This window comes from Aliiglaciecola sp. CAU 1673, assembly GCF_029223185.1.
GTDB lineage: Bacteria > Pseudomonadota > Gammaproteobacteria > Enterobacterales > Alteromonadaceae > Bowmanella.
This window is the reverse complement of the sequence record NZ_JARHUG010000001.1, coordinates 201,626-219,430: the sequence shown is the minus strand read 5'-3', so window position 1 is coordinate 219,430 and position 17,805 is coordinate 201,626. Positions and strand designations below refer to the sequence as shown.

The following is a 17,805-nucleotide window of genomic DNA, read 5'->3' as shown; positions in this document are numbered from 1 at the left end:
GAAGTTCAACCCGCTTACCCCACGGCTCCCGCCGTTTATCACGCAACGCCCTCCTTCTGCGGATCGCCAGTATTTCCTTGACCCCGCAGGCTCTAGCGTAGTCATCGATAACAAAGGTTATCTAAATGACCTCGTACAACAATCGGAGAAAACCATGCACAACAGGACCAAACTATCGGCCGCCGTGCGACTGGCATTAACGCTAGGAGGCGTATCTGCATACGCCATGTCATTGCAGGCCATTGCGCAAGCCCAGGAAGAAACAGCGGCGGTGGAAAAAATTTCCATTACCGGCTCAAGAATCAAGAATCCGGATCTCATTGCGAACAGTCCCATGCTGACAGTGGACTCGGCAGAGCTGAACAGCCGTTCAGACATTACACTGGATACCTATATGAACACCTTGCCCCAGGTCAACCCTGCGGGTACTACCACATCCAACAACCCAGGTAATGGTGGCCAGTCCAATATTGATTTGCGCGGCCTTGGCTCCAACCGCAACTTGGTGCTGGTTGATGGTCGCAGGGTCATGGTATCAGCATCTAATATGACGGTGGATTTAAACACCATCCCTGCTGCCATGATTGACAGCATTGAGGTTATCACCGGCGGTGCGGGCGCCACCTACGGTGCCGATGCCATTTCAGGAGCGGTGAACCTCAAACTGAAAAACGATTTTGAGGGCTTTGACTTCAGACTCACTCACTCCAACCACATTGAGGAAAGGGATGCCGAAGAATATGGCTTCTCTGTAGTCACGGGAGCCAATTTTGAGGAAGGTAAAGGCAATGCCATTATGGCCTTTGACTATTCAAAACGTGAAGGCATGATCAAGTCCCAACGGGACTTTTCCGCCAATGCCACCTCCACTACCTCTTTCTTCCCTGAAGGGCGCTACTTCAGCTCGGGTAACCACCCCAGTCAGGCCGCTGTGGACGCTGTTTTCGGTAGTTATGGCGTAGATGCCGGTGCAGTACCGGCGAACGGCAGCATTATGGGCTTTAATACCGATGGCACTATGTTCTCTGCCGGTGTATTTAACAGCCCCCTGGATGTACAGAACTGGCGCTACCCGGTGGACCTGTCGGTCAACGGTCCACTTTTCCCGGATGTATACAGCTATAACTTTGACGCCGTAAACATTCTGACCCTGCCGCTTGAAAGAAAGACTTTCTCGACCAAGTTTGACTATGCCATCAGCGACAGTGTCGAAGTATTTGCCTCCGCCTCCTGGACCAATTACAACTCGGAGACAGCGCTTGCGCCGACGCCTTTCCCCACCGTCCGCACCCAGGGACCTGGCGGCACAGCAACCGATCGGGTGAATTCAGATTTGGTTGAGCCGGGCAGCGTTGTGGCCAATCAGTTGGTGATCCCTGTGACCAACCCCTTTATCCCTGATGATTTTATGACCCTGCTTAACTCCCGTACCGGCGACAACGCCTCACTGGTGGGTTCAGGGGCAACCGAACCCTTCCTGATGAGACAGCGATCTCTGTGGGGTGGTCTGCGGGGGTCACAGCGTGACAACACCGTTGTCCAATATATGCTCGGCTTCAAAGGAGACATTAACGACTTCTGGAGCTGGGAAGTCTATGCCATGCAGGGCAAAACCACTATTAAACAAACCCAGACAGGCAACCTGGACACTCAGCGTATGATGGATCTTCTGGCAGCACCGGATGGCGGCGCCAGTATCTGTTCCGGTGGATACAATCCCTTTGGCCGGAATTCGGTATCTCAGGAATGTGCAGACTATCTGACCCTGGATGCCACATTGTCCCGTGAGTTTAACCAGCAAATCATGCAAGGTTATGTCACTGGCGATCTGTTCGAATTACCGGCCGGCATGCTCAGTGTGGTATTGGGTATGGAAAGTCGCAAGTTCGAATATGAACTGGATCCCGGCGCATTAAGCGGCCCCGTCTCCGGCTTTAACACGCAAAACCCTGCAGGCGGCGAAAACGAATTTAACGACATTTTCCTGGAAGCCTTTATTCCCCTGGTAGAAGATGCAAGCTTTGCCGAATCTATCGACCTGAGTCTGGGTTATCGCACATCCGAATCCAAGTTTACCGATGTGGTTAATGCCATTGAAGGTGAGAAGGATCGTAATTCCGCTTACAAAGCTGAATTCAGCTGGAATATCGATGACAGTCTGCCCAGGATCCGCGCCTCCTATCAACGTGCGGTCAGGGCGCCCAACTTTACCGAGTTGTTTGACGGTGGCGGCAGCGCCCCGCAGTACTTCGATCCATGCTCAAACGGTACTCAGTTCAGGGCTGACAACGGTGCAGAAGGCGCAGCGCTTTGCCAAGCTACCGGTGTATCCTCACCGGCGACCTATGTGCAAACACCTGGCACACAAGCCTCAATCAGCACTGCCGGCAACGTAGAGCTGAAACCTGAAACGGCCGACACCTTTACCCTTGGTGCGGTACAGAGCTTTGAGAACGGCGTTACCATGTCGTTGGATTATTACAACATCGATGTGGAAGACGCCATCATCGCGCCCAACGTCAACTTGATTATTGCCGATTGCTATAACTACTACGGCAATAACCCTAACCTCAGTGCAAGCCAGGATTCCTGTCAATATATTGTCCGGGGAGGCGGCGACATTTTCTTCCTCGCCGATCCCAACACGGCTGACGGCAGCCTGCCAGGCATCAATTCCGGCTTTATCAAAACCTCGGGTATCGATATGCAGGCGTCCTGGAGTTTTGACACAGACTGGTTAGGTGGCGCCTTTATCAAAATGGACTTCTACCTGAACCATATCCTAGAGTTCAAAACCCAAGAACGTGACTTCCTTCCGGCCATCGACTATGCCGATACGGTTGCTTACTTCGGTGCCGGTCTGGGTCAGTCATTCCCATCCTGGAAAGCGAATCTGAATACCAACATTAATATTGGTGATTTCGATATCGCGCTGCGTGGCCGTTATATTGATGGTATGAAAAACCGCCTGGCGGTGGAAATGATTGGTGAACCTGCGCCTAGCGGTACCGGCTCCACCATGTACTGGGATACCTCGGTAACCTACCACCTGGCGGAGAACCACACGCTGAGATTGGGCGTCAACAACCTGTTTGACACCGAACCAGAGCTTTACGCACCGAATGTGCAATCTGGTACCGACCCATCACTTTATGATGTAGTGGGAAGACGTATCACACTGTCGGCTAATCTGAAGTTCTAATAATTGATAACAAAACAAAGCGGGACATCATGTCCCGCTTTTCATTTTCAAAACTCTTGACTGTTCTCGGGCACAGCCCGGAATCTGGGCACTTTAACCCCGTCGACCTCTACCTGCTCTAAAAACATGGTCAGCGGCCTGACCCAAAGGCCCCCCTCGCCATACAAAGGGCGGTAAACCACCAGCTCGGATTCATCTTCCGAGTGGCGGGCAACGCCGAGCACCTCGTAATCCTTGCCCTTGTAATGGCGATAGCGCCCAGGCTGCAGGGCCATGCTTCAGCCCTGTCCCAGATAGCGGGCAGCCAGCGCCACCACAGGCGCACCAGATGGCATATCATGTTGCCAATCACCACCGTCTACGCCACTACCGGCAATATCGATATGCACGTAAGGCATCGGCAATGTGCTGTCAATTCCATGAGCATCAAGGCCCGAAGCTACTGCCAGGAATGCCATGGGGAATTGGTGACCACGGGGTGTAGCAGAAGAAGGGGCGTTGTTACAGGACAGTAAATCGTCGGCTTTGCTGCGCGGACGAATAAAGTGGTAATCCTCACGACGAGAGCGTGATACTTCGCCGGGATCACCCCACAAATCGCCCATTTCGGTCAGTTTCTGTGAACACTTGGCGGCACGAGCTGGCCCGTTCTCCACATAAGCCGTATAACCACCCACCGCTCTGGCAGCATGGCCGGTCAAGGTAGCGATGGAAAACAAGCTGGGGTTCACCGCCGCTTTCGCATCTTCACGCAGATGGGAGAGCAGATCTGCCAATACCAGACGGCCTTCGGCATCGGTATTACCGATACGTACGCGCTTGCCGGCATGGCTGGTGATAATTTCATCGGCCACAAAAGCGTCAGAGCCTATGCTATTGCGCACCGCGCCAATTTCGGCGATCACGCGGATACCTTTGGGCTTGATCTGTGCCAGAGTTTGCATAAAGCCAGCTACTGCGGCGGCGCCGCCTTTATCCCGGCTCATACCGGCCATATGGCCGTCCACTTTTAGATCGGCACCACCGGTGTCATAAGTCAGACCCTTACCGGCAAACAGCAAGGTTTGTTGTATCTCGCCCTCGCCCTGGTATTCGAGGCGAATAACGCGAGGTTGATGGCGCTCAACATGGGTAGAGGCACGTGCCACAGCATGCAACAAAGGGTAATCCTGACGAATTTTGGTATCGTCACTGAGCACACTGACGCTTACTGCACTACCCGTAAACGCCTTTTCGCAGTACTCGGCAAAACGGGGTGGCGCCATGCGTTCGGGCTCGGTACCGCACAAGTCGCGGGCCACCCGCTTACCGGCTTCCAATGCAACCAAACGGCCCATATCCAGCTTGTCTCGGGCCAATAAACCAATGGCTTCTACCGGCTCAATCTCTTTTTCGCCTAGTGCTTCGCGCGCCTCCAGAGGCTGCCAAAGCGCCTGACAGGCACCCAAGTAGGCCACTTCCAGGCTATGCGCATAGTCTTGTCTGTCAGGCACACCCGCTACCATTAATAGTGGCTTGCGGGCACCAGCATCGCGGGCTATTACAATGGCCTTTTTGGCAGCATCGGAAAAACGGCGCACATCATCATAATCGCGACCCAAAGGTCCCGTTGGTGCAAACACCAAACGACCACCCGCAATTTCGCTGGAGACCATCAACACCGGCTCTTTGCCGATGCGGGCATCTAAGCGCTGATGAGCGGCGATGGTTTGCTTTAGCAGAAGACTGTCCAGGCTGCTCGTATCAGGTGCGATCAGGATCACTGCGTCCCACTGACTGGCAGACTGGATGCTTTGCTCAAGGTTGGATTCATTGATAGGAAGGGGAAATGCCATTGAAAGCCTCTTATTCTGTTTTGATACAGAGACCGCCACCAGGGGCAGCCTGCAGGGATAAAGCTATTGTGCCTTTATCCCGCCAGCGTCTCAACTTGTGGCAGAGGAAGCGGTAACTGCTGACTGTCAGTTTCTGTTGGCAAGGCCAGATGCAAACCAACCAAACGTATGCCGCGGCCGGCTTGACGCTCCAGAGCTTCACTCAACAGGTCTTTAAAGTAGGCTTTTTCAAGTCGACCATGGCGATGCTCTACGGTAGTTTGCTGAAAGTCGGCAAATTTAATTTTAATACCCTGGGTTTGCACGGCATGACTTTGCTGATGGGCTTTCAGGCGTTTTTCCAGTTTGGGATAAAGGCTTTCAATAACCGACCAGCATTGTTCAAAGCCCCTGATATCCTCCGGCAGTGTCACTTCTACGCCGACAGATTTGCGCTGGCGGTCATTACTGACCAAGCGTTCATCCTGACCATGGGCCCGTTGCCACAGTACCGGCCCAAACTTACCAAATTGTTTAACCAGCCGATCGAAAGGATAACAACGCACATCCTCACAGGTACGTAGCCCCAGGTGTTGCAATTTTTCCCAGGTGACTTGGCCAACACCGGGGATACGCTTAAGGGGTAGCGTCTTGACGAAGTTGTCCAATTTTTGGGGCGGGATCACACAAAGCCCGTCTGGTTTATTTTCATCGCTGGCAATTTTAGCTACAAACTTACAGGGGGCCACCCCTGCCGATGCGGTTAATCCGGTCTCGGCGAAAATGCGGCGGCGAATATCCTCGGCAATCAGCGTGGCGCTACCACCGAAAAGCTCGGAGTCACTGACATCAAGATAAGCTTCATCCAGCGACAGGGGTTCAATCTTATGGGTATAACGTTCGAAGATTTGCCGGATTTGCTTAGACACTTCCACATACTTATCCATACGTCCACGCAGCAATACCAGCTGCGGACAGAGTTTAAGCGCATGGGCGGTGGCCATGGCAGAACGCACACCAAAGCGGCGCGCCGGATAATTGCAGGTGGCAATCACGCCACGTCGATCTGCACTGCCACCAATGGCAAGCGGCACCTCTTTGAGTGAGGGATCATCACGCATCTCCACCGCAGCAAAAAAGCAGTCCATATCAATATGGATAATCTTACGCACAAGGCCCAATAAAACTGTTTATTTATACAGTTATTTTGCGTTAACACCGGAATAAGTCAAGAGGACTCTTTCGCTGTTCGTTTATACAACGATGAATTCATTTGTCGACTTGCGAACGATGGATTTGTTTCCACATTCTTTGCACATTTGCTGCACCTTTTTTGCCAATTGTGCTGCTAATTTTGCTGCCATCGAGGCTCACGCATTTATTGAGCCAATCCAATGGCAACAAAAGGATATTCCAATGAACCGAGCAACTGGCAACCTACTGATAGGCACAACCATCGCAATACTATTAAGCGGCTGCGGCGGTGGCAGCAGTGCTGAGTCGAGCGCTGAAAGCCCTGTCGAGACTCCAGTAGACACTGTAACGCCCCCACCTGCTGCCCCAACATATGACCTGGGCATTATTTCCGACGCGCTGCCTACTGACAGCACGGCGGCTTTTGTGGAGGTCACCTTCTCAGCTCCGGATGCTGCTTCCTATGAATGTTTGTTTGATGGTGAAAGCATAGATAGCTGCCAATCGCCCCTGATGCTGATGCCGCTGTCAGAAGGCGAACATAATCTGCAAATCCGTGCCTTGGCGTCTGACAATACCGAGGGAGACTGGCTACAACATAGCTGGCAAACCCGGGACATTTTCGAAGAGGGTGATCAGGAGCTTATTGCCACAGAGGTAATGCCCAGCCCCACGGAAAATCAAAGTTGGCGCGGTATATTGAGAATAAACTGTGACTTTGCCCATTCCAGCTATAACGACCCCATTGTTTTCCCGGGACAGGAAAATGCCGCCCATCTGCATAGCTTCTACGGAAATACCCTGGCTGATCATGACTCCACAGCAGAGTCACTGCTAACGACCGGCGAATCCAGCTGTCAGGGCAACTCGCTAAACCGCAGTGCCTACTGGATGCCATCACTGCTGGCCCCGGCATACGATCTGGAGAGCGGCGAACGCCTGACCGATGAAAACGGAGAGCCAGCCTGGCAGGTGGTCAAGGCGGTGGTGGGCAATGACGATGTGGCCCATGAGATATTCTATTACTCAGCGGCGGTGGATGATCTCGAGAGTATTCAGCCGGTGCCAGTAGGGCTTCGAATCATCGCCGGTAACCATATGGCGATGCCGGGCATGGAGCAGGATACCTCTATCGTGCGCTGGCATTGCCAGTCCTGGCAGTCTGACGACAGCAGCAATCCACAGTGGAGCGCCAGCATTCCCATCTGTCGCACGCCCGACAGGCTGCGTCTGGATATTTTCTTTCCCAGTTGCTGGAACGGTACCGATCTGGATTCAGCCGATCATAAGAGTCATATGGCCTATCCCGGTAAAAATGCAACCACCGGCAAGATGGAGTGCCCTTCCAGCCATCCGGTAGCGCTGGCCAGACCCTCTTTCCACTACGCCTTTCCGGTAAAACCCGAGAATGAGCACCCCACCGATCGTAGCACCCGTGGCTGGCGCCTGGCAGCCGATATGTATGAGGTGACCGATACCATTCCTGGTGGTATTTCACTGCATGGTGACTGGTTTAATGCCTGGCATCCGCAAATCATGGAAGAAATCGTCGATGGTTGTATCAAGGGCCGCCTGGATTGCCATGATGGTAACCTGGCAAATGGATACCGCTTATCTGGCACCCGACCTGGTACTCAGCAGGAAGCGCCAATAGTCAATAACGGTCAGGGATACTAAGTAAAAAGCCCTGCCTTAAAGGCAGGGCTTTTGTCTCACAAGAGCGATCTCTAGACTCTGAACTGTTTAAGTACCCGATTTAAGCCGCTCGATAACTCCTCTAATTGGCGCATGCTGTCTTTGACATCGGCAGTTTCGTGCACCGACTCGTCGGCCAATTCATGCACTTGCCCCACGTTCTTGGCGACTTCTTCGGCAATGGCGGCCTGTTGGCTGTTAGCGGCGGCGATATTGTGCATGCGTTCCTGGATCTGGCCGATATTGGCCAGGGTATCGTCCAGTACCTGTTGGATTTCGCCAACCTGCTGTACACCTTGCCCTGCCTGCTGGCTGCTGGATTGCATGGCCTGGCTGGCCTCACGAGCGGTATGCTGCAATTTAGAGATAATTTCCTGAATACTGCGGGTGGAGTCATGGGTGCGACTGGCCAACGTGCGCACTTCGTCCGCCACCACCGAGAAGCCCCGTCCCATCTCTCCGGCCCTGGCCGCTTCAATAGCCGCGTTAAGCGCCAGCAAATTGGTTTGATCGGTAATGTTATTGATCACTTCCAATACCGCGCCAATGCTATCCGTTTGCTTCTCCAGTTCAGACACCACTTCAGCAGAGCGGCCTATTTCATGAGAAAGCGCTTCGATGCCTGAAACAGCCCCGCGCACTACCTGTGACCCATCGTCCATTTGCTTTCTGGCCCGATCGGACACTTCCATGGCGTTTTCAGTACTCATGGCCACATCGCGGCTGGTTTGCGCCATCTCCTGACTGGCCTGCGCCACTGTCTCAATCTCGGCTTTTTCCTTGCTGACCAGCTTGACGTTTTTCTCTATCAGCTTGGATACCGTTTGCGTAACGCGATTGACTTCGGTGGTGATATCCATAGTCTGCGCCACCAAATCCTGGATCTTGGCGATAAAGCCGTTAAATTCCTTGGCCAACTGCCCGACTTCGTCCGCACGTTCAATATCCAGGCGCTTGGTCAAGTCCCCCTCGCCGCGGGAAATATCCGCCATGGCGTGCAACATCACATTCAATGGACGCAAGATGGGCTTGATAATCACCGCCACACCGGCCGCGATAATTACCAGCATCAACATGAGGTAGGTTAGGGTGGAGAGCATGGCATCGATCACCGGCTCTTCAATCACTGACTCCGGTACCATAAAGCCCAGCTTCCAATCCATATAAGGATACTCACTGTGTACAGGCTCAAATAGCACCTGAAACTGTTCCCCTTGCCAGGTCACTGTTGCGTTGCCGCTATCTTTGGAAAAGGTCATGGCTTTAAGGGCACTGAATCCGCTGGTATCAGCAAATTTGCTATCCACATCAGCCATATCGCTACCGGGCGGGAAATCTTTGCCAAAACCAGGGAAATACACCAGCACGCCTTTATCGGTGACCAAAAAGGCATTACCTACGCCTTGGTATTTGATTTTGCCCAGCAGTTGCTCACCGATGGTAGTGATCAGAATGTCCATACCGCCGATACCGAGAAAGCGTCCGTCACGGGTTACCGGCGTTTTTACGGTGGCGGAAATGGAGCCATCGTTGGCATCTACCGCTGGGTCAGATACGTACAGGCGGCCCTTGCCCTGAGCCTCGGCCCACCAGGGACGCTTGTTGGTGTAGTAATTGGGGTCGCCGTCATAGCGACCATTTAAATCAAAATACTCAAAAGTATTGGCTGAGCCGAAAAACACGCTCTTGATGGATGTGTCCTTATCGGAGAAAAATTTAAAATACTGCCAAACGGCCCGATAATCCTGGTCTTGGTTAATGGCGCCACCACGATCGTCATACCGCTCAAACCAGTCGAGCACTTGCGGATTAGCAAAGACGCTATGAATTATCTGCCCTTTGGCTTCAAAAAAGCCGCGGATCTGTGTTGCGCTCAAGCTGACCAGCGATCCGATATCCTGCTTAACCTGCTCTTGGGTATCCGATTTAACCTGCTGAATTTGCCAGAAGCCATAGAGGGAGAAGAGCAATGCCACACAAAGCACACAGGCAAGAATTAACTGACGACTTAAGGATTTTTGGTACCACATAGACACTCGCTTCTCGTTATTATTCTTTTTGTAGCGATAGAGGGGATCGCCATCGGCGAATCATTTTGCAGTTTTATAACAAGGGATGTAAACCCACTCGCCTGAAAAACCTACAAAAAAGGGGCCTTGAGGCCCCTTTTAGTCGATATCTTATATAATCTTATTTTTCTGCCACTCAGCGAGCTTTTCCTGGCGGGCTTGTTCCCTTGCCATTCTGGCTTTGCGGCGATCACAAGGCTCTGGGCAGTCACAGGCCTTTTCGATGCCCAAGGCACCGAGGCCTCCGCAGCTACCGGAGATGGTTTTCTTCTGCATCCAATATCCTACCGACATCGCAGCCACAACCAGCAGGAAAAAGCCAAAGGCGAGGAAAAACGTTGTCACGGGCCTGTCTCTATTGCAAATAAGGTTCAAAAGCGTGGCTATTATACTCTTTTAAGCCGTCTTTTTCTCTGGTTATCAAAAATACCGCTAAATTTTCCTCTTCAGCGAAGGCTTTGGCTTTATCCGGTCCCATAATGCTGATCGCGGTAGCCAGGCCATCGGCTGTCATACTCGAAGGATGCACTACTGTCACCGACACCAAATTGTGCTTGATCGGAGCGCCGGTAGTAGGATCGATCAGATGTGAATAACGCACCCCATCCTGCTCGTAGTAATTGCGATAATCACCAGAAGTGGCAATTGCATTGTTGCCTACACTGATGATTTTCTCCACCGCTCTCTCCCCGGAGACGGGCTTCTCGATAGCCACACGCCATGGCTGACCGCTGGCCTTAACACCGGATAAACGCATTTCACCGCCGATCTCTACCAGGAAATGCTGCAAGCCTTTAGCCAACAGCATATCGGCGACCACGTCCACGCCATAGCCCTTGGCAATGGTGGAGAGATCAACATAGAGATTGGCTTGCGTTTTTTTGGCCCAGCCATCGCCCAGGATCAATTTATCCAGCCCGGTGCGTGCACGCACTGCCTCAATCTCCTCGGGGGTCGGGATAATTTCTGGCTTGGCGTTAGGACCAAAGCCCCACAAATTGACCAGCGGTCCTACTGTCACATCTAACAGACCATCGCTGAGTTTGCCGAGGCGCTTGGCTTCTGCCATCACGCCAAGGGTAGCGGCTGATAACGCAAATGGTTCAGTACTATCCCAGGTATTAAAGCGTGACAGTTCCGATTCGGGATCGTAAGTAGACATTTGCTTGTTCACTAACACCAACGCCTGATCGATCTCCATCTGCAAAGCCTGTTCATCGAGCGCCAGGTCATTCACAAACTTAATATTGTAAGTGGTGCCCATGGTCTTGCCGCTAAGCAATACCTCTGCCGGCGGTTGACTGCAGGCCAATAGCCACAACAACAATAACGGAACCGAAAAAATACGCAGCACTGTCTTTTTCATTTAACTATCTCTATTCACCACAGAGACACGGAGGACACAGAGAGTGGATAAAACTTCGATACCAAGCATTCGTCCCAATTAAATCTCCGTGCGCTCCGTGTCTCATTGGTTAGTTAATTCAAGTTTCCACCACAGAGACACGGGGTACGCAGAGGGTTGGTAAGGTCTTTTTGATACAAAGCATTCGACCTAAAAACCTCTGTGCGCTCTGTGTCTCCGTGGTTCAATAACATTAAAAAAGGGGCCGTAGCCCCTTTTTATAATTTTTGCTGTTTAGCCACCGAAGTCATCCAACAGGATGTTTTCATCTTCCACACCCAATTCCTTGAGCATATTGATAACCGCAGCGTTCATCATCGGCGGACCACACATATAGTATTCGCAGTCTTCCGGCGCCGGGTGGTTCTTCAGGTAGTTTTCCAGCAATACCTGGTGAATAAAGCCCTTGTAACCTGTCCAGTTGTCCTCTGGCTGAGGGTCAGACAAGGCAACATGCCACTTAAAGTTTTCATTTTCGGCCTGCAGGGTGTCGAAGTCCTCTACATAGAACATCTCACGCAGTGAACGGGCACCGTACCAGAAGCTGATCTTACGCTTGGAGTTCAAGCGGCGCAGCTGGTCGAAAATGTGTGAACGCATGGGCGCCATACCGGCACCACCACCGATAAATACCATCTCAGCATCAGTTTCCTTAGCGAAGAATTCACCGAAGGGACCAGAAATGGTGACCTTGTCGCCGGGCTTCAGGCTCCAGATGTAAGAAGACATCTTGCCGCAAGGCAGGCTCAGGTTATTAGGTGGCGGCGTAGCAATACGCACGTTGAGCATGATAATGCCCTTTTCTTCCGGGTAGTTAGCCATGGAGTAGGCACGGATGGTTTCATCATCTACCTTGGACTCCAGGTTAAAGAAACCGAAACGGTTCCAGTCACCACGGTACTTCTCAGGAATATCGAAGTCTTTGTACTTCACATGGTGAGGCGGCGCTTCGATCTGAATATAACCACCTGCGCGGAAAGGCACACTTTCTCCCGCTGGAATGGCCAGTTTCAGTTCCTTAATAAAAGTGGCTTTGTTGTCATTAGAAATAACTTCACAATCCCACTTCTTGATACCGAAGATTTCATCTTCCAGCTCGATTTCCATGTCCTGCTTGATAGCAACCTGGCAGGAAAGACGGCAACCTTCTTTAGCTTCACGTTTGGTGATGTGATCCAACTCCGTTGGCAGAATTTCGCCACCGCCGGATTTGATATGCACACGGCACTGACCACATGAACCGCCGCCACCACAGGCAGAAGAAACGAAGATACCGTTATTGGCCAAAGCGCCAAGCAGCTTGCTGCCGGGCTGCGCTTTAATGGCCTTGCTGGGATCATGGTTGATACCAATGGTCACTTCGCCAGAAGGTACCAGCTTAGACTTGGCAAACATAATAATGAAAACCAAGGCCAGTACGATGGCGATAAACATGCCTACGCCAAGGTAAATCTCAGTCATTGTTTTACTCCTTGGTTTCGCTTACAGGGCCACGCCTGAGAACGACTGGAAGCCCAGCGCCATCAGACCAGCAATCATAAATACAGAGCCAAGACCGCGAATGCCATCAGGCATGTCGGCATACTTGAGCTTCTCACGCACCGCTGCCAGCAGGGTAATGGCAATCGCCCAACCCACACCGCTACCGGCACCATAGAAAATACTTTCGGTAAAGCTGTAGTCACGCTGAACTGCGAAGGCCACACCACCGAAGATGGCGCAGTTAACGGTAATCAGCGGTAGGAAAATTCCGAGTGCGTTGTATAACGCAGGGAAGAACTTATCCAACGCCATTTCCAGGATTTGCACCAAGGCGGCGATAACACCGATAAAGGTCAGGAAGCTCAGGAAGCTCAAGTCCGCATCGGGGAAACCGGCCCAGGCTAACGCGCCGGGGGCAAGAATGTTGGCGTACACCAGCTGGTTAACAGGCACGGAGATAGTCAGTACGACTACTACGGCCACACCAAGGCCCATTGCCGTTTTTACTTTCTTGGACACGGCCAGGAAAGTACACATACCCAAGAAGTAGAACAGCGCCATGTTCTCCAGGAAGATGGAGCGAATAAACAGACTGATATAATGTTCCACAGGTTACTCCTTAGGCTCTACTTGGCTGGGCTTGTAAGTACGAATGACCCAAATCAAACCAGCAATCAGGAAGAATGAGCTGAAGGGCAGAATCAACAAGCCATTGCCCTGATACCAGCCACCGTTTTGTACCAACGGCAGAATTTCGAAGCCCAGAATGGTGCCAAATCCCAACAGTTCCTTAATGGTACCGATCACAATCAGTACAAAAGAGTAGCCAAGACCGTTACCAATACCATCCAGGAAGCTCATTAATGGTGGACTCTTCATGGCATAGGCCTCGGCGCGGCCCATTACGATACAGTTGGTAATGATCAAACCAACGAATACCGATAGCTGCTTGGAGATCTCATAGGAGTAAGCCTTAAGAATCTGATCCACCACGATTACCAAAGAAGCAATGATGGTCATCTGGATGATGATCCGCACGCTTGATGGGATCTGGTTACGGATCAACGAGATAAACAGGTTTGAGAAGGCCGTAACCGCGGTTAGTGCCAACGACATCACCAACGCAGTTTCGAGCTTGGTGGTCACCGCCAGGGCGGAACAGATGCCCAGGATTTGCAGGGCAATAGGGTTGTTGTCCAGGATCGGCCCGAACAGCACCTTTTTCATTTCTTTGCTATTTGCCATTGTGGTCGCTCCTTAAGATTTCCAGGGCTGCTTGGCCAGGAATGGACCAAAGCCTTCGCTACCCAACCAATAATCCAGTGTATGTTGCACACCATTACTGGTCAGCGTCGCGCCCGACAGCGCATCAACGCTGTATGGATTGTCCGGATTGGCACCCTTCCTCACCTGAATCGCCAATTCACCGTCATTGAACAGCTTTTTACCATTCCATTTGGCCATCCATTCCGGGTTCTGCACTTCGCCACCCAGCCCAGGGGTTTCCTTCTGGTCATAGTAAACAAACTCGCGCACGGTGTTGCCGTCACTGTCGATAGCTAACATACCGTACATCAGGTTCCATAAGCCGCTACCATGGACAGGCAGAACGATGCGTGACACATTGCCGGCTTCGTCTTTAACCAGATAAACACTGGCCACATTGGCTCGACGCAAAATACCCGCTGTGTCGGGCTGAGGCTTAATGCTCTGCTGTGGATCACGGGCGGCTTTGTACATGTCGTAACCAGCCTCCTTCTCCACATACTGACCACTTTCCAGGTCCACATACTTTTCTTCTATGAACTGCTCATAGGTTCCAGCAATGTTGCCTTTGGCTTGCTCCAGCAAACCGGCAGCGGCCAAAATATTGGATTGCTTGTCTAATTGCGCATTAGACGTTTGCAAGGAGCGCAGGCCAACGGCCGCGCCCGATACTACAATTGAACAGACCAGGCAGACGGCGACAACAACGCCGACCGTGCGACCCAAAGTTTCTTTTTTAGCTGACACGCGCCATCCTCCGCTTGATATTGCTCTGTGCGACAAAGTAGTCGAACAAGGGTGCCCACAAGTTGGCGAACAGAATTGCCAACATCATGCCTTCAGGGAAAGCAGGGTTAAGCACACGAATCATCACGCACATGAATCCGATCAACAGGCCGTACGCCCATTTACCTTTGTTGGTAAAAGAGGCGGATACCGGGTCGGTAGCCATAAACAACATACCGAAAGCGAAACCGCCGGTGACAAGGTGCCAGTACCAGGGCATGGCAAACATCTGATTGGTTTCACTGCCGATCATATTCAGCAAGGTGCTGAACAAGGCCATGCCAAACAGCACGCCGAGCACAATGCGCCAGGAGGCAATGCGCAAATAGATAATAAACAGGCCGCCAATCAGCAGCGCCAGGGTAGAGACTTCACCCACTGAACCTTGGATATTGCCGAAGAAGGCATCCCACCACAGAGCGGTGTTGGCATAATCCAGGTTACCGGCAGCAGCTTGACCCAGCATAGTTGCGCCAGAGAAGCCGTCAGCAGCAGTCCAGATAGCATCACCTGAGATCTGCGCCGGATAGGCGAAGTACAGGAAAGCGCGACCAGACAAGGCAGGGTTTAAGAAGTTACGGCCAGTGCCGCCGAACACTTCCTTGGCAATCACGACACCAAAGGTGATACCCAAAGCGACCTGCCACAGTGGAATTGTCGCCGGCAGAGTTAAGGCGAACAGTACAGAGGTGACGAAGAAGCCTTCGTTCACTTCGTGCTTACGGATAGAGGCAAACAAGACTTCCCAGAAACCACCCACGATGAAGGTCACCGCGTAGATAGGCAGGAAGAAACAGGCACCATAGCCAAACATGGCCAACCAAGAGGTCGACTCCTGTCCAAGCATACCGCCCAGCGCAGTAAACAGGTCAGCCTGCCACATAGCTGGCAGCGTAGCGCCGTTGAGCATAGCTTCATGCGCTTGGGCACCAACGTTAAACATGCCATAGAACATGGCTGGGAAGGTGGCCATCCACACCAGTATCATGATGCGCTTGAGGTCAATGCTGTCACGCACATGGGTATGGGTTTTATTGACTTTACCAGGGGTATACAAAATGGTGGCAACAGCCTCGTAGAGGGCATACCACTTTTCATACTTACCGCCTGGCTCGAAGTTGGGTTCGATTTTTTCCAGGTATTCTTTCATGCTCATGGATCAGCCCTCTTTCTCAATCTTGGCCAAGCAGTCACGCAACACAGGACCGTAGTTGTACTTACCGGGGCAGACATAGGTGCAAAGACCCAAATCTTCTTCATCCAATTCCAGGCAACCCAATTGTTGGGCGCTGTCGGTATCACCAGCCAGCAGGTCCCGCAGCAACAGAGTGGGCAGGATATCCAGCGGCATAATGCGCTCGTAGTTACCGATGGGTACCATGGCCCGGTCAGAACCATTGGTGGTAGTAGTCATGCTGAACAAGCGCTTGGGGTTCAGATGGCCCAGATAAGCACGGGTAATAGAGTGCTTGTCGCTACCAGGCGTGATCCACCCCAGGAAGTGCTTTTCATTGCCTTCGGCCAGCAAACAAACCTGAAGATGATAGCGTCCCAGATAGCCGTGCACACCATAGGCATTAGTACCGCAAAGTACCGACCCGGAAATACTACGCACGTTAGTGCCTTCTTGTTCACCGGCGGTCAACTGCTCGATGCTGGCACCGACTAAAGCACGCACCAGGCGCGGGTTCTTGGCGGCAGGACCGGCCAACGACACCACGCGACGGCTGTCCAGTTCACCGGTAGTGAACAAATGACCGATAGCGATTACATCCTGATAACCCACATGCCATACAGTTTTACCCGCACCGGCACTGTCCAGGAAGTGAATATGAGTACCGACCAGACCCGCAGGGTGCGGACCAGCGAACTCATTCACCTCGGCCTGTGTTTGGCCAACCGGGATATCTGCGCCAGGGGCTTTGCTGACATATAGCTTGCCGTCAGTCAGACGACGCAATACGGCCAAGCCGTTAACGAAGTCGTCTTTACGCTCGTTAATAATGACAGCAGGGTCAGCGGCTAATGGATTGGTATCCATGGCGCTGACGAAAATAGCGCGGGGGCTTGAGCCAAGCTTGGGGATCTTGCTGTATGGGCGAGTGCGAATGGCGGTCCAGAGGCCGGATTCGACCAAATTCTTTTCCACCTCGGCACGATCCAGATTAGCGAGTTGGGCGGCGTCGAACTTGGCAAACTGCTCTTGCTCTTCTCCATCCATTTCGATAACCACGGATTGCAGCACGCGCTTGGCGCCACGGTTGATTTCTTTGACGACGCCGGCAGCCGGAGCAGTGAATTTCACGCCCGGATTTTTCTTGTCTTCGAAAAGCGCCTGGCCTTTCTTGACGCGATCGTCCACCTGCACAAACATGGTGGGACGCATACCGACATATTCTTCACCCAAAATGGCAACCCGGGTAATCCGGGGGCCTTCCTGGATGGACTGCTGTGGTGCTCCCTGGATAGGGAGATCCAACCCTTTAGTGATTTTTATCATAGGTAATTGCACTACTTATTAACTAAATACTCATCAGGATTAACGGCCACTGCGATATTCGGCAGGCCAATTCTGATGAGTATTCACACGAGTTCCACCTGTTTTCTGTTATCCAGCAACAAGCACCTGCAATTCTCTTCTCGCCTTTATACAGCCTCCAGTCTGATCAAAGGCACCGGTGAGGCTTTGCGACACAGCGCAAGCCAGACATAACAATTTCTGCCGGTTGCAGAACTAACATTGCTATGTACCTTTTCCCAACAACAGGGTTTTTACATGCACGCTATGCCGGCGTCCTTAAGGCCAGCTTACATAATAAAAACTCTGAGAATGTCACCCGCGAAAAAGGTCTTTACTTAAGTGGCGACGAGACTCGCCCCTAAACCCGGCAT

At 52.1% G+C, this 17,805-nt stretch carries 14 protein-coding genes; 2 read left to right on the top strand and 12 right to left on the bottom strand.

What is annotated here, in order from left to right; all coding sequences use genetic code 11:
- Window positions 1–154: 154 nt before the first annotated feature.
- Window positions 155–3,202: a TonB-dependent receptor gene (locus P2G88_RS00895; protein ID WP_275793716.1), complete on the top strand. Its 3,048-nt coding sequence runs from the start codon at window positions 155–157 to the stop codon at window positions 3,200–3,202.
- Window positions 3,203–3,249: 47 nt separating this feature from the next.
- Here P2G88_RS00895 and P2G88_RS00890 read toward each other — a convergent pair whose 3' ends face one another.
- The 3 genes from P2G88_RS00890 to dinB all read right to left on the bottom strand — a co-directional run bounded on the left by P2G88_RS00890 (window position 3,250) and on the right by dinB (window position 6,188).
- Entirely contained in the window at window positions 3,250–3,477 is a 228-nt protein-coding gene (locus P2G88_RS00890) for a DUF1653 domain-containing protein (protein ID WP_275793715.1), read from the bottom strand.
- A gap of 3 nt (window positions 3,478–3,480) precedes the next feature.
- Window positions 3,481–5,037 carry a leucyl aminopeptidase family protein gene (locus P2G88_RS00885; protein ID WP_275793714.1) on the bottom strand — a complete coding sequence of 519 codons (1,557 nt, stop codon included), beginning with the start codon at window positions 5,035–5,037 and terminating at the stop codon, window positions 3,481–3,483.
- 74 nt (window positions 5,038–5,111) lie between these two features.
- A complete protein-coding gene (gene dinB / locus P2G88_RS00880) occupies window positions 5,112–6,188 on the bottom strand; it encodes a DNA polymerase IV (RefSeq protein WP_275793713.1) in 1,077 nt (358 codons plus the stop codon).
- 244 nt (window positions 6,189–6,432) lie between these two features.
- Between dinB and P2G88_RS00875 the strand changes: the two genes are divergently transcribed.
- Window positions 6,433–7,887, top strand: coding sequence for a DUF1996 domain-containing protein (locus P2G88_RS00875; protein WP_275793712.1), 1,455 nt, complete (start codon window positions 6,433–6,435; stop codon window positions 7,885–7,887).
- 50 nt (window positions 7,888–7,937) lie between these two features.
- On the opposite strand, the gene P2G88_RS00870 is transcribed toward P2G88_RS00875, so the two are convergent.
- The 9 genes from P2G88_RS00870 to P2G88_RS00830 all read right to left on the bottom strand — a co-directional run bounded on the left by P2G88_RS00870 (window position 7,938) and on the right by P2G88_RS00830 (window position 17,413).
- Window positions 7,938–9,935, bottom strand: coding sequence for a methyl-accepting chemotaxis protein (locus tag P2G88_RS00870; RefSeq protein ID WP_275793711.1), 1,998 nt, complete (start codon window positions 9,933–9,935; stop codon window positions 7,938–7,940).
- A gap of 150 nt (window positions 9,936–10,085) precedes the next feature.
- Window positions 10,086–10,319 carry a (Na+)-NQR maturation NqrM gene (gene nqrM / locus P2G88_RS00865; RefSeq protein ID WP_275793710.1) on the bottom strand — a complete coding sequence of 78 codons (234 nt, stop codon included), beginning with the start codon at window positions 10,317–10,319 and terminating at the stop codon, window positions 10,086–10,088.
- Between the two features lie 10 nt (window positions 10,320–10,329).
- Window positions 10,330–11,340 carry an FAD:protein FMN transferase gene (locus P2G88_RS00860; protein ID WP_275793708.1) on the bottom strand — a complete coding sequence of 337 codons (1,011 nt, stop codon included), beginning with the start codon at window positions 11,338–11,340 and terminating at the stop codon, window positions 10,330–10,332.
- Between the two features lie 273 nt (window positions 11,341–11,613).
- Window positions 11,614–12,840: an NADH:ubiquinone reductase (Na(+)-transporting) subunit F gene (gene nqrF, locus P2G88_RS00855; RefSeq protein ID WP_275793706.1), complete on the bottom strand. Its 1,227-nt coding sequence runs from the start codon at window positions 12,838–12,840 to the stop codon at window positions 11,614–11,616.
- 21 nt (window positions 12,841–12,861) lie between these two features.
- On the bottom strand, window positions 12,862–13,470 hold the full coding sequence (gene nqrE / locus P2G88_RS00850) for an NADH:ubiquinone reductase (Na(+)-transporting) subunit E (protein WP_275793705.1): 609 nt from the start codon (window positions 13,468–13,470) through the stop codon (window positions 12,862–12,864).
- A gap of 3 nt (window positions 13,471–13,473) precedes the next feature.
- Window positions 13,474–14,106, bottom strand: coding sequence for an NADH:ubiquinone reductase (Na(+)-transporting) subunit D (locus tag P2G88_RS00845; protein ID WP_275793704.1), 633 nt, complete (start codon window positions 14,104–14,106; stop codon window positions 13,474–13,476).
- 12 nt (window positions 14,107–14,118) lie between these two features.
- Entirely contained in the window at window positions 14,119–14,874 is a 756-nt protein-coding gene (locus P2G88_RS00840; protein WP_275793703.1) for a Na(+)-translocating NADH-quinone reductase subunit C, read from the bottom strand.
- Window positions 14,864–16,069 carry an NADH:ubiquinone reductase (Na(+)-transporting) subunit B gene (locus tag P2G88_RS00835; RefSeq protein ID WP_275793702.1) on the bottom strand — a complete coding sequence of 402 codons (1,206 nt, stop codon included), beginning with the start codon at window positions 16,067–16,069 and terminating at the stop codon, window positions 14,864–14,866. The genes P2G88_RS00840 and P2G88_RS00835 overlap by 11 nt, the downstream gene beginning before the upstream one ends.
- Before the next feature lie 3 nt (window positions 16,070–16,072).
- Entirely contained in the window at window positions 16,073–17,413 is a 1,341-nt protein-coding gene (locus P2G88_RS00830) for a Na(+)-translocating NADH-quinone reductase subunit A (RefSeq protein ID WP_275793701.1), read from the bottom strand.
- Window positions 17,414–17,805 lie beyond the last annotated feature (392 nt).

Bases quoted from the DNA above. Each gene is read 5' to 3' on its own strand.
- P2G88_RS00890 (WP_275793715.1), bottom strand. From the start codon at position 3,477: ATGGCCCTGCAGCCTGGGCGCTATCGCCATTACAAGGGCAAGGATTAC.
- P2G88_RS00830 (WP_275793701.1), bottom strand. From the start codon at position 17,413: ATGATAAAAATCACTAAAGGGTTGGATCTCCCTATCCAGGGAGCACCA.
- P2G88_RS00895 (WP_275793716.1), top strand. From the start codon at position 155: ATGCACAACAGGACCAAACTATCGGCCGCCGTGCGACTGGCATTAACG.
- nqrF (WP_275793706.1), bottom strand. From the start codon at position 12,840: ATGACTGAGATTTACCTTGGCGTAGGCATGTTTATCGCCATCGTACTG.
- P2G88_RS00870 (WP_275793711.1), bottom strand. From the start codon at position 9,935: ATGTGGTACCAAAAATCCTTAAGTCGTCAGTTAATTCTTGCCTGTGTG.
- P2G88_RS00860 (WP_275793708.1), bottom strand. From the start codon at position 11,340: ATGAAAAAGACAGTGCTGCGTATTTTTTCGGTTCCGTTATTGTTGTTG.
- P2G88_RS00835 (WP_275793702.1), bottom strand. From the start codon at position 16,069: ATGAGCATGAAAGAATACCTGGAAAAAATCGAACCCAACTTCGAGCCA.
- P2G88_RS00885 (WP_275793714.1), bottom strand. From the start codon at position 5,037: ATGGCATTTCCCCTTCCTATCAATGAATCCAACCTTGAGCAAAGCATC.
- P2G88_RS00875 (WP_275793712.1), top strand. From the start codon at position 6,433: ATGAACCGAGCAACTGGCAACCTACTGATAGGCACAACCATCGCAATA.
- P2G88_RS00845 (WP_275793704.1), bottom strand. From the start codon at position 14,106: ATGGCAAATAGCAAAGAAATGAAAAAGGTGCTGTTCGGGCCGATCCTG.